Origin of the sequence: Pseudomonas sp. G1002 (genome assembly GCF_013385455.1) — a bacterium.
Taxonomy (GTDB): Bacteria; Pseudomonadota; Gammaproteobacteria; order Pseudomonadales; family Pseudomonadaceae; genus Aquipseudomonas.
The window spans coordinates 160,222-175,487 of sequence record NZ_JACAPY010000029.1; the positions used below are offsets into that span (position 1 = coordinate 160,222).

Here is a 15,266-nt window from a genome sequence, read left to right on the forward strand (position 1 = left end):
GTAGGATCTTGTTGGCAGCCGCTCCCTCGTGCGACCCGAAGAAGCCTCTATCTGGATCTCAAGTACCGATAGAGCGTCTGCCGACTGATTTCAAAATCACGCGCCAACTTGGATTTACTTTCTCCAGCAGCGGCCCGGTCAATCAAGTTTACAACCTGATTGTCAGACAGTTTTTTCTTGCGACCTCTATAAGTCCCACGATTCTTTGCACTGGCAATTCCCGCCGCCTGTCTTTCCCTCATCGCAGCGCGCTCGAACTCTGCAATCAGCTCCATTACCGCAATGATCGACTCCACGACTTCAAGACAGTCATGCCGGAAAACCAGGTTTTCGTTCAAACACTCCAGCGTGACCTGCTTTTCAATCAACCGGCGAATGATGGCGCACAGCTGCTCCGTGCTTGAAGTCAGCGCTGCCATGCTGTCCACCACCACGGTATCCCCGCACTGCAGGTAGCGGAGTAGCCTTTCCAGGCCTGCAGGATTCGCGGCATTGTCTGCCGGCTCATCGCAAAACACGGCATCAAATACATCGTCGCTTGTTATTTTCTCTACGCCACCCTCGGGCTCTTTTAGAGCGCGCCGGAAATATTTGATGCGATGCAATCTCATGGTGCCTCCTTGGCAATACTTGTACAGCGTCATTTTATACTTGTACAAACTGTAACTAAATCATCAATTCCTTACACCGCACTTGTAACACTGAACCCACCCAAAATACACAGTTGCAAAAAGTTGAACTTCCCTTATCATTTTGAAGCATGGAATTCTAACAAGCTTTTCGCAAAAAAGTCGATTTCGTATTCCTTGAATGCCCCGTGCAATTCAAGCAACCCATATGAGTATCTACTGTTTTACAGCTCAAATAATTGACATGAGCGGCTTGACGCGACTGTTAATTTCTCGATGCAATCAGAGGATGAATGGATGAATGTCTTGGAAGGCGCCATCGAAATTGATCGCCCAACTACCGATCAGGAAAAGATTGATAAGGTAACCCGCAGTATTACCGATCATGGGAACTACCTGCGAAAGCGTTATCCGATCCTGCAGCACCAGGATGCTCTGGGCGCGAGTGTCATGGCGTTTTCCCTGATAGGGATGGTCATTACGGGAGGGCTCTATCTAAAGGGTTTTATCCCCGCATGGATGTGTATTCTGGTCAATGCGCTGCTGACTTCGTTCATTCATGAAATCGAACATGACCTGATTCATCGCCTTTATTTTAGAAAACAGCCGCTGGCCCATAATGCCATGATGCTCTTCTGCTGGCTGGCACGCCCGGGTATGCCCAGCCCGTGGCTAAGACGCAGTCTGCACTTTCATCACCATAAGGAGTCCGGAACTGATTCTGATGTTGAAGCCTGGATCACCACGAGCGGCAGTCCTTGGGGAATACTGCGATTACTGAAACTGGTGGACGGCTTTGTATTTGGTTTTCTAAATGCGGTGTTTGCCCCGGGATGGCGGCAAAAGGTAAAATTGTTAGGCAAGATCATTCGGCTCAATACACCATTCGGGCTTCTGTATTGGGGGTGCTGGTATGTGTTCCTCGGCTACCACCTGTATGTCTGGCTTGGGTCAATTACCGGGATGGAGGTTCACAGCGCTGCTACGACGCTGGAACTAATGGATATCGTCAATAGTGCAGTGGTTATTCTTATAGCGCCCAATATGATACGGCAGTTCTGCCTGTTCTTTATAAGTTCAAATATGCACTATTACGGCGATGTTGCCCCGCGTAACGCATTACAACAAACCCAGGTAATGAACCCTTGGTGGCTGTGGCCGTTCCAGTTGTTCTGTTTTAACTTTGGCAGCACTCACAGCATCCATCACTTCGTGGTGAGAGACCCGTTTTATCTGCGTCAGATGACGGCACCTTATGCTCATAAAGTCATGGCCCAGGCCGGTGTCAGGTTCAATGACTTCGGCACCTACAAACGAGCCAATCGCTTTTCCATGGAGCACTCCCAAACTCGGTCTCGTGGGTGAATTCCTCCACAACCATTATCGGTGTTCGGTAAGTATCAAGGGCCACACTTCAAATACGAGGACGTTGAGGTATGAAAGCGCAAGGGATATGTGCGAAGCAGTTTGAAGCGGTCAAGCAGGCCTTCGAGGACATGTTCGATGATCCGCAGGAACGTGGGGCCGGCCTGTGCGTGCAGGTAGGCGCAGAGATCGTTGTCGACCTGTGGGCCGGCATGGCAGACCAGGCGGGCACGAAACCCTGGACCCGCGATACGCTGGCCAATACCTTCTGCGTAATAAAACCCTATGTCGCGGTGGCCGTCCTGATGTTGGTTGAGGCGGGCAAGCTGGAGCTGGATGCACCCGTGGCCCGTTACTGGCCCGAGTTCGCCCGGAGCGGGAAAGCAAAGGTCACCCTGCGCCAGGTGATGAACCATACCGCAGGCCTGCCGGCGCTGCGGGGGCCCGACCATAACCCCATGATGTATGACTGGGAGCATATGCTGCGACTGCTGGAGGCCGAGCCGCTGTGGTGGGAACCGGGAACGGACCTGGGCTACGGCACCACCACGTTTGGCTGGATCCTCGGCGAGTTGATTCGCCGGGTGGACGGACGAGATCCCTGTGAGTTTATCCACGAAGAGATTCTCGATCCCCATGAGTTGGACGTGCACCTTGGCGTGAACGAAGAACACTTTCATCGTATCGCGCGTTTCGACAGTGCCACGGGACGAGTCGGTGACCCTTACTCGCAGGCGTTGCGAACCGTGGTGAAAAACGAGCCGTCGCATATCGCGACGCTCGCCTTCACCAACCCCGGAATGGTGCCCAGACGAACCAGTGACCCTCGCTGGTGGGCCTACCGGCAACCCGCCGTGTGTGGACACGGTTCGGCTCATGGCCTGGCCGGTTTCTACAGTGCATTGATGGCAGGAAACTTTATCGGTCCCGAGCTGCTTACTGAATTCAGCCGTGAGCACAGTCATGGCATGGATCGAGTATGGATGCGCCCCATGCGTTATGGATTGGGTTGCATGCTCGAGCAGCAACGCGACCCGACGGCTTCCCATGCAATGGGCCCGAACACCTTTGGCCATATCGGGCTTGGTGGCCCGATCAGTTTCGCTGATCCCGAAAAACAAGTGAGCTTCGGTTTTGTCACCACGACTTCGGGCAGCCATTCGATGATTGATCCACGCCCCCGCCGACTTTCATCCCTAGTCTATGCGGCGCTTTGAAGGCAAGGGGCGGATCTGTTCATCTGAGGCTTTCAAGGGGGCGCACTACTGCCGAATGCAACGCAGCAAGTTTGTGGCAAGACACAAGTGGCTGATGGCAAACCGAAACCTTCCCCTCCCGGCCAACAATGAGTCATTGGCTTATGAACGAAGGCTGGTACAACGACGACATGATTTATTTATAAATAAATTCATACGCCTCGATATAAGAACCTATATTGTTTGAATGAGCAGTCACCCACACTGCATTCATGCCTGTCTTTCTTTGATCGTTGAATTCCGACTGAGTGGTACAAAGCGCAACCCAGCGCTCAGTCTTTAAATCCTTAATCCGCAGACCCGCCTCACAACGACTGAACTTTCCAACGTAGGGCCCCGGAGTCACCAGCTCGTAAGGTGACGCATACTGAACAATGTCGCCGGGCAACAGGTACGTAATGACGTCATAACTGTGCAAGGACAAAATCAGACCCAGGCAAAAACCACCAAAAAAAGATTCTCCAACACGGTTCGGGTTTCTTACAGCCGGACGATAGTAGGTAGCCCTTGCAGCAAAAAAGAGTCCAACCAGACAACCAATGACTATATAGGTCGTCCACTCGGGAATCGATGGCATTAAAACCGTTCGCATTACAATGCGACCGGCCCAGAGCGTATAAGCAATCCATGCTCCAAATAACAGACACACCACCAACAACAAGGTTCTTTTCTTTGATTTGTTTTCAAATGAAGGATATTCCATTCCCTGCCTACTCTATTTTTAATTCCCGGGAAAAGCGCTTCGTGCTTCACGCCAACTTCCTTTACCCGATTGGCATGCCGGGCATATTAACGAATGAGCGTCATGGTGACCGATCTATTTACCCGCGACTCACAGACATGGCCAGAGCGCCATCGGTTCTACCCATTAGCGCAAATTGTTCAACCGCCTCACATCCCTTATCCTCGTGGCCTTACCTGCCAGCGCCCGCCGGAGCCCCCCCATGGACCTCGCCACCCTCACCCTCTTCCTCCCGGCCTGCTTCGCCCTGAACATGGCGCCAGGCCCGAACAACCTGCTGTCCGTGAGCAACTCCACCCGCTACGGCTACCGCACTTCGTGCCTGGCAGGCGTCGGGCGACTGCTGGCCTTTGCCGGGATGATCGCCCTCGCGTCCGCCGGGCTGGCGGTGGTGCTGCAAACCTCGGAGTTGTTGTTCTACGGGATCAAGATCCTGGGGGCGGCGTATCTATTCTATCTGGCGTATCAACTGTGGCGGTCCAATCCGCACGCGGAGGCTGAGTCGACGGCGCCCAAGGCGGGCTTGTGGGCCTTGGCGCGACAGGAGTTCCTGGTGGCCGCCGGCAATCCCAAGGCAATCCTGATTTTTACCGCCTTCCTGCCGCAATTCGTCGACCCGGCACGTCCGATCACGCCGCAATTTGCCCTGCTGGGAGCGATGTTCCTGGCGCTGGAATGGTTCGCCATCAGCGCCTACGCCTATATGGGTTTGCATATGCGCCGCTGGTTCGCGCAGCCTCGGGGCAAGCGGATTTTCAACCGCTGCTGTGCGGGGTTGTTGTCGGCCGCCGCGACGGTATTGCTGATGGCGCGCAGGGCCTGAGCACTGCGAAAAACCGGCGAAAACGCTTACAATCGCCGTCTCACCGCAACTCAGGCAGGCCAGTTCGCCCATGGCGCTCGACCCCATCACCATACTGGTCCTCACCATCGCCCTGGCAGGCGCCGCCGCGCTGTACCTGGCGGTCGAGTGGCGCAACGTTCGCGAACCGTCGCTGCTGTACTGGACCGCCGGTTTCGCCATCATCAGCGTGGGCAGCACCCTGGCGCTGTTGCGGGCCAGCGGCCTGCTGTTGATCGGCATCTGGTTCGCCAACGGGTTGCTGATCACCGCCCACTGGCTGTTCCTGCTGGGCGTTGCGCGTTTCACCCAGGTGCGCCTGTCTCGCGCCTGGTACCTGATGTTCGTGGCCTGGTTTGCCATGCTGCTGTTGCCGGAAGGACAGTCGTGGTCCAGGGCCATGCTGCTGGCCAACTCGCTGCTGGTTGCCCTGCCGACCCTGCGGGCCAGTTTCCTGTTGCGCCCCCATGGCCGATCACTCAGCGTGGGCGCGGTGCAACTGCGCTATGTGCTGCTGGCCCACGGGCTGTTCTATCTGGCCAAGTCGCTGGTGGCGATCGTGCCGGGGACACTGATCGACCTGACGGCGTTTCGTGGCGAGATCATTCAGGTGTCGCTGGTGGAAGGCGCCATGGCGATCATGCTGATTGCATTGTCGATGACCGGCACCGAGCGCTACCGCCGTGAGGAACAGATTGCACGGTTGGCCGCCCGCGACCCGTTGACCGCGCTGTACAACCGCCGCGCCCTTGAAATGCGCGCGCCAAGCCTGCTGAGCGAAGTCTCGCAGGCCCGGCCGGGTGCCCTGCTGTTGATCGACATCGACAATTTCAAGCTGATCAACGACCTGTACGGCCATACCGCGGGCGACCGGCTGCTGGTGGCCCTGAGCGAGATGATTCGCGCGCAGTTGCCCGATGATTCGCTGGCGGCGCGGTTGGGTGGCGACGAGTTCGTGATCCTGCTTAATGACACCTCGAACGCGCGCATTGTCGCGCTGGGCAGTGCCCTGCGCGAACAGTTTCATCAGGCTGCCTCGCAGGCGTTCGCCACGCCCGAGGCGGTGACATTGAGCATCGGCGCCAGCCTGTTCGACACGCCGCCCGCCAGCCTCGCGGCCTTGATCGAGCAAGGCGACGCGGCGCTGTATGAATCCAAGCGTGGCGGACGCAACCGTATTCGTCTGGTGGACCGGACTGCGGTGGGCGCCGATTGACTCAATCGGTGCATCAACCTTTGAGCGCCGCCTCAATCCCCGCTATATCAATCCTGGTCATCCCCATCATCGCATCAAACGCCCGCTTGGCCGCTGCCGGGTCGGGATGGGTGATCGCCGCGCTCAGTACACGCGGGGTAATCTGCCATCTCACCCCCCATTTATCCTGGCACCAGCCGCAGACGTTTTCCTGGCCGCCATGGCTGACAATCGCGTGCCACAAGCGGTCGGTTTCCGCCTGGTCGTCGGTGGCCACCTGGAACGAAAACGCCTCGTTGTGCTGCACGCCGGAGCCTCCGTTCAGCCCCAGGCAAGGAATACCCATGACGGTGAATTCCACGGTCAACACATCGCCCTGTTTGCCCGCCGGATAATCCCCGGGGGCGTGATGGACCGCGGTCACTGCGCTGTCCGGGAAGGTCCTGGCGTAGAAGTTGGCAGCGTCCAGTGCACTGCCGTCGTACCAAAGGCACACCGTGTTTTTGCTGAGCATGAGTGTTCTCCAGCGTGGAGGTTCGGACTTGCAGTGTAGTACCGCTACCGACAAGAATGCGTTCGCGTCCTGACATGAACCCAAACGGTGCAGAGAATGAGTAATGGTGTAAGGATCGACCCGCGAATCATCCCGGCTCCGCGGTCCATCAGCCCCGAGGCCCAGGCGATGCTGCAACGCATGGTGAACGCCGATGGCGTGCCGCTGAACAGCCTGTACACCCTGCCCGCACCCGATGACCACGCTGGCTGGCGCCGCATGCAGGCCGCAGTTGCCCAACAGTACGCGGCGTCCCAGGCGGGACAGACGGCAGACCACGTTGAGACATTCACCGTGGAAGACGCCACGGTGTACCGGGCGACGCCGGCATACGGGGCCGAGTTCGCCTATATCGACCTGCACGGCGGCGCCCTGGTGTTCGGCGGCGGCGAAAACGCCCGCCTCGCCGCCGGCAAGCACGCCGACCTGCACAACCTGACCTGCTACGGCGTGGACTACCGCATGCCGCCTGACCATCCGTACCCGGCGGCACTCGATGACTGTATGGCCACCTACCGGCATGTGCTGAAGCACCACACCCCGGACAAGATCGTGATCGGCGGACGCTCGGCCGGAGGCAACCTCGCCGCTGCCATGGTGCTGCGCGCCCGCGACGAAGGCTTGCCGCTGCCGGCCGCGCTGGTATTGCTGTCACCCGAAGTGGACCTGACCGAATCGGGCGACAGCTTCCAGGTCAACCGCACCGTCGACGTGGTGTTGCCCAACCCGCTGATGAGCACCAACCTGCTGTACGCCGCTGGCGCGGATTTGTCTCACCCGTACCTGTCGCCGCTGTTCGGGGATTTCGCACCAGGCTTCCCGCCGACGTTCGTGCAAAGCGGCACCCGCGACCTGTTCCTGTCCAACGCCGTACGCCTGCACCGGGCGCTGCGCCAGGCCGAGGTACCGGTGGAACTGCACATCTTTGAAGCAATGCCCCACGGCGGTTTCATGGGCGCGCCGGAAGACGCAGAACTGTCGGCAGAGCAGGTGCGTTTCGTGCGCCACTGGTTGAACCGCGACTGATCGCCGTGAGTTGACACACCCTGTAATAATCCATAAAGATAAGCGCCTTCTTCAGGGTGTGTCCTCAATGTCTGCAACGACCTTCAACTTTTCCGTCATTGGCTTGATTGCCAAGGCGCAAGGTTGCGTTGCGCACGCCCTCAAATCGAAGAAACAGTCGCTCATGTGACCGGGGCGCGCTGTCCCGTCAGATGAGCTGACAGGACATTGAGCGCGAAGGCCCCCTCCTCTTGCTTACTTCCCTCTGCCCTTCTGACGGTGACGAAATCGGTCAACCATCAGGAGAAAGCGCATGTCATCGTTTCAAGGTATCTGGGTTCCCGTCGTTACACCGTTTCATAACGGCGTTATCGACTTCATCGGCTTGCGCCGCCTGGTCTGCCATCTGCTGGAACAAGGCGCGGCCGGGATCATGGTCTGTACCACCACCGGCGAAGCCGCAGCACTGAGCCGCCGTGAGCAGTTGGCGATGCTGGATGCCGTACTGGAACTGGTACCGCCGCAGCAGGTGGTAATGGGCCTGGCGGGGTATAACCAGATTGAGCTGCTGCAGTTCCAGAGTGAAATCCTGCAACGCGCGGTGGCCGGTTTGCTGGTACCGCCGCCGAGCTACATCCGCCCGTCCCAGGCGGGCCTTGAGGCGTTCTTCCGCACCGTGGCCGATGCGTCCAGTGTGCCGATCATTCTGTATGACATTCCCTACCGCACCGGTATCGCCTTCGAACAGGCGACGTTGCTGAACATCGTCGCCCATGAACGGATCGTCGCGATCAAGGATTGTGGCGGCAACCTGGCCAATACCCTGGCGCTGCTGGCCAGCGGGAATGTGGATGTGTTGTGTGGCGAGGATGTGCAGATATTCAACGCGCTGTGCCTGGGAGCGACCGGCGCGATTGCCGCGTCGGCGCATGTGCGTACCGCAGATTTTGTGGCGCTGCATCGACAGGTTCGCGACAACCGGTTGCTGGCGGCTCGCGAGACGTTTTTCGGGCTGCTGCCGTTGATTCACACAATGTTCGTGGAGCCCAATCCGGCGCCGGTGAAGGCCGCGCTGGCGATGGAGGGTTTGATCGGCAGTGAGTTGCGGGCGCCGATGTTGGGGGCGAGTGAGACGGTGACAAATCGGTTGCAGCAAGTATTAGGCGTGCGGCAATAACCCGTGGCGAGGGAGCTTGCTCCCGCTGGACTGCGCAGCAGCCCCAATTCAGGCACCGCGTTTTCGCCAGGTAAAATGGGGTGACCGGTTTTGGGGGCGCTTCGCACCCCAGCGGGAGCAAGCTCCCTCGCCACAGGACACGGAGGGCTTATCCTCTCGCCACCGCCAACCGATGCAACGTGATCTTGCGCACCTCCTGCTTGCTCACCTCGATGTGAGTCTTGAGCAGTTGCTGCGCCAGATCGCGGTGCCGTGCCGAGATCGCATCGAGGATGCTTGCATGTTCCTCATAGGTCGCTGCAATACGTGATTGCTGAGTGAAATCCAGCCGCCGAATGATGCGGATTTTCTCGGTTATCTCGTAATGCATGCGCGCCATTTCAGCGTTGCCCGTGGCCTGCACCAACCCGCAGTGGAACTCCTCATCCAGCGCGCAGACGACCTGTGCGTCATCCAGCCGGGCACTTTCGTCCACCCGCCAGATCGCTTCAAGCCGTTCAAGCCCCTGCTCCGTCATGCCACACAAGCGGCTGACAGCGGCCAACTCCAGCACGATTCTTACGTCGTAAAGCTCTTCGAAATAGTTGAAGTCGAACGGCCGCACCTGCCAGCCACTCCTGAAAAACACCTCCAGGTACCCTTCCCGCTCCAGCCGATACAGCGCCTGGCGCACCGGCGTGCGGCTGGCCTGCATGCGCTCGGCCACGTCGCCTTCGCTGAAGCGATCACCCGGCAGCAGGCGAAAGCCAAAGATGTCGTCCTTCACCTGCTGGTAGACCCGTTCCGCCAGGCTGTCCGGCCGTTCGCCGGGTTTTCTCGTGGTTGAGAGCTGCATGCCTAGTTCCTGCTCGCCATGTAGGCGCGCCAGCCGCCGAATTCGGTGATGTCAGTAGCGCCTGCCAGGGCCCAGGGCTCGCAGATAAAACCCTTCACGCTGCGCCCGTCCGCCAGGGTGAGGTTGCCGATGCCCAGCGGCGCGGGAATCTCCGCGACGAACTCACCAAAGCGTGCGACAGGCATGTCCCACAGCTCGACGATGATCGAGCGGCCCGAGTCATCCCTGGCCAGCCCCGGCTTGGGCGGAACCGTGCCCGGCAGTGCATGCAGGCGGTAGTTGCCCGCTGTCAGGGTTTGCTCCACCAGCACGGCGTTGCGGCTGGTCAGCTGGAAGTTCAGCGGCATCCCGGTGAGATGCGCCCCAACCACCGCCACCCGCACGCTGCCGGGCGCCTGCCCCGCCGGTGCCGGTTGCGGCAGATTGCGTTGGGTAGCGCCGAGCGGAAGATCAAGGCCGGCCTGCCAACGCTTGCCCAGATGCGCCAGGGCGGCGTCGTGCCAGGCCGGTGCGATAAGGGTGACGCCGCACGGCAGGCCGTCGCTGCGCAGCCCGGCGGGCACGGCCAGTGCCGAGAGGTCGGCCAGGTTGGTGAAGTTGGTGTAGAAGCCAAACTGCGAGTTGTAGAGCACCGGCTCCACGGCCATTTCCGCCAGGGTGCGGATCGTCGGCGATGTCGGCACCAGCAAGGCGTCGAAACCGGCCAGGGTGTCGTTGATGCGGCGGCTCAGTTCGGCGCGCAGGTATTCGGCTTTATAGGCATCGCAGGCGCCGTACGTGTGGCCGTTTTCCACAATGCCACGTACCACCGGGTTGATCGCTTCGGCGTTGCTGGCGAGCATGCCTTCCAGTGCCACCGTGCGCTCCGCAACCCAGGAGCCGTAATAGAGCTGCTCGGCGAGTTGCTGAAACGGGCTGAAATCCACCGCCGTGATTTCGGCGCCGAGGGACTGGAACCTGAGCAGCGCCTGTTCAAATACGGCCTGGTTCTGCGCATCGCCAAAAAACTCCAGGCTGGCCGGAACCGCCAGCTTGATCGTGGCGCCGACCGCTACGGGAGCAGTGTTGGGATTGACGCGTGAATAGGCGTCGCTGGCGTCGTAAGCAGCAGCGACGCCCGCAACCGTCTCGGCATCTTCAACCGTCAGCGCAAACACCGAAATACAGTCCACGGTACGACAGGCCGGCACCAGTCCGGTGTTGGACAAGCGCCCCTTGGTCGGCTTCAACCCGACGATATTGTTGAAGCCCGCCGGCACCCGCCCGGAACCGGCGGTGTCGGTGCCCAGGGAAAACGCCACCAGCCCGCGGGCAACCACCGAGGCCGAACCCGAGCTGGAACCGCCGCTGACATAGTCCGGGTTAAAACTGTTGCCCACCGCGCCGTAGGGCGAGCGTGTACCCACCAGGCCGGTGGCAAACTGATCGAGGTTGGTCTTGCCCATCAGGATCGCCCCGGCCGCCCGCAACCGCGCCACCACCGAGGCATCCGCCGCGGCGGTATAGGCAAACTCAGGACACGCCGCCGTGGTTTCCCAACCCGCCGCATCGATGTTGTCCTTGATGGCAAACGGCACGCCATACAACGGCAACTGGTCGATATCGCCGTCGACCGCCGCAAGCCGCTCGGCCAACTGCGCCAACTGGTCACGCAATTGCTGCGGTTGCACCTGGCTGATCCAGGCGCTGTCCGCGGCGGGAAACGTGCTCGCCAGGGTCAACAGGATGTCGGGAGTCAGCGCCTGGCTGCGGTAGGCAGCTTGCCATTCACCCAGGGTCCAGCCGAGTTGTTCGTTGCGCATTGAGGATTCCATCTTGTATCCAAGTTTGGATTTCTTTTAGCAATCCCTGGGCCAATCAGCTGCAAGCCAATGAATACGTGAGGTTGACAGAAAACCCGCCGATGGATCGCCTCCAGCCGTGCTCCGTCATGAAGCAGCAATGCGCCAAAAAAAGACATTCTGGCGGCCGCGCGGTTGCGAGCGGCCCGATACCGGCCTATGTTCGAAACCATGTTGTAAACGCTGCTGTCCATCCCATACGCCCTTTCCGTAGCCAGGTGACGACATGCCCACCGCTTCCCGCCCCGCCGTGCTCGAACTGATTGGCAATACCCCGCTGGTGCGGGTCAGCCGCTTCGATACCGGCCCGTGCACGCTGTTCCTCAAGCTTGAATCCCAGAACCCCGGCGGCTCCATCAAGGACCGCATTGGCCTGGCCATGATCGACGCCGCCGAGCGGGATGGCCGCCTGCGCCCCGGCGGCACCATCATCGAAGCCACCGCCGGCAATACCGGCCTCGGCCTGGCCCTGGTGGGACGCGCCAAAGGCTACCGGGTGGTACTGGTGGTGCCGGACAAGATGTCCACCGAGAAAGTCTTGCACCTGAAAGCCATGGGCGCCGAGGTGCACATCACCCGCTCGGATGTCGGCAAGGGCCACCCCGAGTATTACCAGGATGTGGCGGCGCGACTGGCCAAGGACATTCCCGATTCGTTCTTCGCCGACCAGTTCAACAACCCGGCCAACCCCCTGGCCCATGAGACCAGCACCGCCCCGGAAATCTGGGCCCAGACCCAACATGACCTGGATGCCATCGTGGTTGGCGTCGGCTCGGCCGGCACCCTCACCGGCCTGACGCGCTTCTTCAAGCGCGTGCAACCTGACCTGGCCATGGTGCTGGCCGACCCGGTCGGCTCGGTGATGGCCGAGTACAGCCGCAGCGGCACCATGACCGAGCCCGGCTCGTGGGCCGTGGAAGGTATCGGCGAAGACTTCATCCCCTCGATCGCCGACCTCTCCAGCGTGCGCCACGCCTATTCCATCAGCGACGAAGAAAGCTTCGACCACGCCCGCCAACTGCTGCGGGCCGAAGGCATTCTCGGTGGCTCCTCCACCGGCACCCTGCTGGCCGCCGCCCTGCGTTATTGCCGCGAACAGACCGAGCCCAAGCGCGTGGTCACCTTCGTCTGCGACACCGGCACGCGCTACCTGTCGAAGGTCTACAACGACCAATGGATGAACGACGCCGGCCTGCTGCAATACAAACACTACGGCGACCTGCGCGACCTGATCGCCCGTCGTTTCGAGGACGGCCGGGTGATCAGCGTCGGCCCCGACGACAGCCTGCTCACCGCCTTCCAGCGCATGCGCCTGGCCGACGTCTCACAGCTGCCGGTGCTGGTGGACGGCAAGCAACTGGTGGGGGTGCTCGACGAGTCGGATGTATTGCTCGGCCTGCATCAGAACGCCGCGCACTTTTCCATGACCGTGGGCAGCGCCATGACCAACGCCCTTCACACCCTCGCACCCAGCGCCAGCCTTGCGCAATTGCAGGCCGAGCTGGATCGCGGGCTGGTGGCAATCATTGCCGACGCCTCGGGCTTTCACGGCCTGATCACCCGCGTCGACCTGCTCAATCACCTACGGAGATCCCTTGCATGACCCAGCACGATAAAAGCGCCTTCGCCACCCGCGTGATCCATGCCGGGCAATCCCCGGACCCGACCACCGGGGCGCTGATGCCGCCGATCTACGCCAACTCCACCTACCTGCAAGACAGCCCCGGCGTTCACAAGGGCTTCGACTACGGGCGCTCCCACAACCCGACGCGCTTCGCCCTGGAACGCTGCGTGGCCGACCTGGAAGGCGGCACCCAGGCGTTCGCGTTCGCCTCCGGGCTGGCGGCGATTTCCACCGTGCTGGAACTGCTCGACGCCGGTTCCCACGTGGTTTCCGGCAATGACTTGTACGGCGGCACCTTCCGCCTGTTCGACAAAGTGCGCCAGCGCAGCGCCGGGCATCGCTTCAGCTTCGTCGACCTGACCGACCTGTCGGCCTTCGAAGCCGCGCTGCAGGACGACACGCGGATGGTCTGGGTCGAAACCCCGAGCAATCCGCTGCTGAGCCTGACCGATCTCAGTGCCATCTCCCGCATCTGCAAGGCCCGGGGCATCATCTGCGTGGCCGACAACACCTTCGCCAGCCCGTGGATCCAGCGCCCGCTGGAGCTGGGTTTCGACATCGTGGTGCACTCCACTACCAAGTACCTCAACGGCCACTCCGATGTGATCGGCGGCATTGCGGTGGTCGGCCAGAATCCTGAACTGGCCGAGCGCCTGGGCTTCCTGCAGAACTCCGTGGGCGCGATTGCCGGGCCGTTCGACGCATTCCTGACCTTGCGCGGGGTGAAGACCCTGGCGCTGCGCATGGAGCGCCATTGCAGCAATGCGCTGGAACTGGCGACGTGGCTGGAGCAACAGCCGCAAGTGGCGCGGGTTTATTACCCAGGCCTGGCATCACACCCGCAGCATGAGCTGGCACGCCGGCAGATGCGCGGGTTTGGCGGGATGATTTCGGTGGACCTGAAAAGCGACCTGGCAGGAGCGACACGCTTCCTGGAAAACGTGAAGATCTTTGCGTTGGCTGAAAGCCTGGGGGGCGTTGAAAGCCTGATCGAGCACCCGGCGATCATGACCCATGCGAGCATCCCGGCAGCGACCCGGGCGCAGCTGGGGATTGGTGATGGGTTGGTGCGGTTGTCGGTGGGGGTTGAGGATGTGGAAGACCTGCGGGCGGATCTGGCGCAGGCGTTGGCAAAAATCTAACGCGCAATCTGCCGGAGCGAGCATGCCCGCTCCGGCAACACCTTAAATAGCGTAATTGACCTCAACCATTCGCCCGGTCTTGATGGACTCCAGCGCACAGTCCGCCAAGTGCAACGCATACAGCCCATCGCGCATGTTGGTGGGCAGCGCGCGCCCCGCGCTCAGTGCCTGGATAAACTGCCCCAACTCATTGCGGTAGGCATCCGCATAACGCTCCAGGAAGAAATGCTGCAACGGCTCCAACGCCTCGGTGTGCTCGTGGTTCCAATGGCGCAAGGTGCTGGGTCGATGGTTATCCGTGAGCAGCACCCCCTTGGCCCCGGATACCTCAAGTCGCTGGTCATACCCGTAGACCGCCTCCCGACAGCAGTTGATATGGCACTGTTTCCCGGATGCGGTGCGCAGCAGCACCATCACGCTGTCGAAGTCGTCAATCTGCGCCAGGCTCGGATCTACCAGCCGGCTGGCTATCGCGCCGACTTCAATGGGCTCTTCACCCAGCAGGTGCCGCGCCATGTCGAAGTCATGAATGGTCATGTCCCGCAGGATGCCGCCGGAATGTGCCAGGTAATCCCGTGGCGCCAACCCCGGGTCGCGGCTGGTGATGATCACCTGCCGCACAGCACCAATTTGCCCCGCGTCGATGGCCTGGCGCAGGCGCAGCGTGTCGGGATCGAAGCGGCGGTTGAAGCCCAGCATGACTTTGCCGCCCTCGCGCTCCACAGCTTGCGCCGCCGCCCGCGCCTTGGCGAAATCCAGGTCAATGGGCTTCTCGCACAGCACGGCCTTGCCCTGGGACACGGCCGCCAGCAGCAAATCGATATGAGTGTCGGTGGGTGTGCCAATCACCACCGCGTCGATATCGTCCCGACTTAGCACTGCTGCGCAGTCATAGGCCGCCTCGCAACCCAGCTGCGCAGCCAAGCCATCGACGCCCTCCCGCCAGGGGTCGGCGACCACCACCAGAGTGGCATCAGGATGGGCCGCGACATTGGCCGCGTGAATGTTGGCGATGCGCCCTGCACCAAGGACAGCGATACGTAGCATGGTCGAACTCCTGG

The 15,266-nt window shown here is 60.7% G+C and carries 14 protein-coding genes; 8 read left to right on the forward strand and 6 right to left on the reverse strand.

Annotation, left to right across the window (positions count from 1 at the left end):
* Nucleotides 1–47: 47 nt before the first annotated feature.
* Complete coding sequence (locus HX801_RS20170) at nucleotides 48–611, reverse strand: recombinase family protein (RefSeq protein ID WP_102604935.1); 564 nt, start codon at nucleotides 609–611, stop codon at nucleotides 48–50.
* Nucleotides 612–926: 315 nt separating this feature from the next.
* Between HX801_RS20170 and HX801_RS20175 the strand changes: the two genes are divergently transcribed.
* Both HX801_RS20175 and HX801_RS20180 read left to right on the forward strand, forming a co-directional pair.
* Nucleotides 927–1,994: a fatty acid desaturase gene (locus HX801_RS20175; RefSeq protein WP_177022601.1), complete on the forward strand. Its 1,068-nt coding sequence runs from the start codon at nucleotides 927–929 to the stop codon at nucleotides 1,992–1,994.
* A gap of 71 nt (nucleotides 1,995–2,065) precedes the next feature.
* Nucleotides 2,066–3,211 carry a serine hydrolase domain-containing protein gene (locus tag HX801_RS20180; RefSeq protein WP_177022602.1) on the forward strand — a complete coding sequence of 382 codons (1,146 nt, stop codon included), beginning with the start codon at nucleotides 2,066–2,068 and terminating at the stop codon, nucleotides 3,209–3,211.
* A gap of 175 nt (nucleotides 3,212–3,386) precedes the next feature.
* Here the strand turns inward: HX801_RS20180 and HX801_RS20185 are convergent, their stop codons facing one another.
* Nucleotides 3,387–3,953 (reverse strand): hypothetical protein, encoded by a 567-nt coding sequence (locus tag HX801_RS20185; RefSeq protein ID WP_177022603.1) that lies wholly within the window; start codon nucleotides 3,951–3,953, stop codon nucleotides 3,387–3,389.
* A gap of 241 nt (nucleotides 3,954–4,194) precedes the next feature.
* Here HX801_RS20185 and HX801_RS20190 point away from each other — a divergent pair, with 241 nt between their 5' ends.
* A complete protein-coding gene (locus HX801_RS20190; protein WP_177009454.1) occupies nucleotides 4,195–4,815 on the forward strand; it encodes a LysE family translocator in 621 nt (206 codons plus the stop codon).
* Between the two features lie 70 nt (nucleotides 4,816–4,885).
* Nucleotides 4,886–6,049, forward strand: a complete 1,164-nt coding sequence (locus HX801_RS20195) for a GGDEF domain-containing protein (RefSeq protein ID WP_008436297.1) — start codon at nucleotides 4,886–4,888, stop codon at nucleotides 6,047–6,049.
* Nucleotides 6,050–6,062: 13 nt separating this feature from the next.
* On the opposite strand, the gene HX801_RS20200 is transcribed toward HX801_RS20195, so the two are convergent.
* Nucleotides 6,063–6,542 (reverse strand): VOC family protein, encoded by a 480-nt coding sequence (locus tag HX801_RS20200; protein ID WP_087695027.1) that lies wholly within the window; start codon nucleotides 6,540–6,542, stop codon nucleotides 6,063–6,065.
* A 96-nt stretch (nucleotides 6,543–6,638) separates the two neighbouring features.
* Here HX801_RS20200 and HX801_RS20205 point away from each other — a divergent pair, with 96 nt between their 5' ends.
* On the forward strand, nucleotides 6,639–7,607 hold the full coding sequence (locus tag HX801_RS20205) for an alpha/beta hydrolase (protein WP_177022604.1): 969 nt from the start codon (nucleotides 6,639–6,641) through the stop codon (nucleotides 7,605–7,607).
* A 292-nt stretch (nucleotides 7,608–7,899) separates the two neighbouring features.
* Nucleotides 7,900–8,763, forward strand: a complete 864-nt coding sequence (gene dapA / locus HX801_RS20210) for a 4-hydroxy-tetrahydrodipicolinate synthase (protein WP_177022605.1) — start codon at nucleotides 7,900–7,902, stop codon at nucleotides 8,761–8,763.
* A gap of 148 nt (nucleotides 8,764–8,911) precedes the next feature.
* Here dapA and HX801_RS20215 read toward each other — a convergent pair whose 3' ends face one another.
* Both HX801_RS20215 and atzF read right to left on the reverse strand, forming a co-directional pair.
* A complete protein-coding gene (locus tag HX801_RS20215; protein ID WP_177022606.1) occupies nucleotides 8,912–9,598 on the reverse strand; it encodes a GntR family transcriptional regulator in 687 nt (228 codons plus the stop codon).
* A gap of 2 nt (nucleotides 9,599–9,600) precedes the next feature.
* Nucleotides 9,601–11,400: an allophanate hydrolase gene (gene atzF, locus HX801_RS20220; protein ID WP_177022607.1), complete on the reverse strand. Its 1,800-nt coding sequence runs from the start codon at nucleotides 11,398–11,400 to the stop codon at nucleotides 9,601–9,603.
* Nucleotides 11,401–11,665: 265 nt separating this feature from the next.
* Between atzF and HX801_RS20225 the strand changes: the two genes are divergently transcribed.
* A complete protein-coding gene (locus tag HX801_RS20225; protein WP_003215116.1) occupies nucleotides 11,666–13,042 on the forward strand; it encodes a cystathionine beta-synthase in 1,377 nt (458 codons plus the stop codon).
* Nucleotides 13,039–14,205 (forward strand): cystathionine gamma-synthase, encoded by a 1,167-nt coding sequence (locus HX801_RS20230; RefSeq protein ID WP_008436288.1) that lies wholly within the window; start codon nucleotides 13,039–13,041, stop codon nucleotides 14,203–14,205. Before HX801_RS20225 ends, HX801_RS20230 begins: the two co-directional genes overlap by 4 nt.
* 42 nt (nucleotides 14,206–14,247) lie before the next feature.
* On the opposite strand, the gene iolG is transcribed toward HX801_RS20230, so the two are convergent.
* Complete coding sequence (iolG, locus tag HX801_RS20235) at nucleotides 14,248–15,252, reverse strand: inositol 2-dehydrogenase (protein WP_102369211.1); 1,005 nt, start codon at nucleotides 15,250–15,252, stop codon at nucleotides 14,248–14,250.
* Nucleotides 15,253–15,266: the final 14 nt, after the last annotated feature.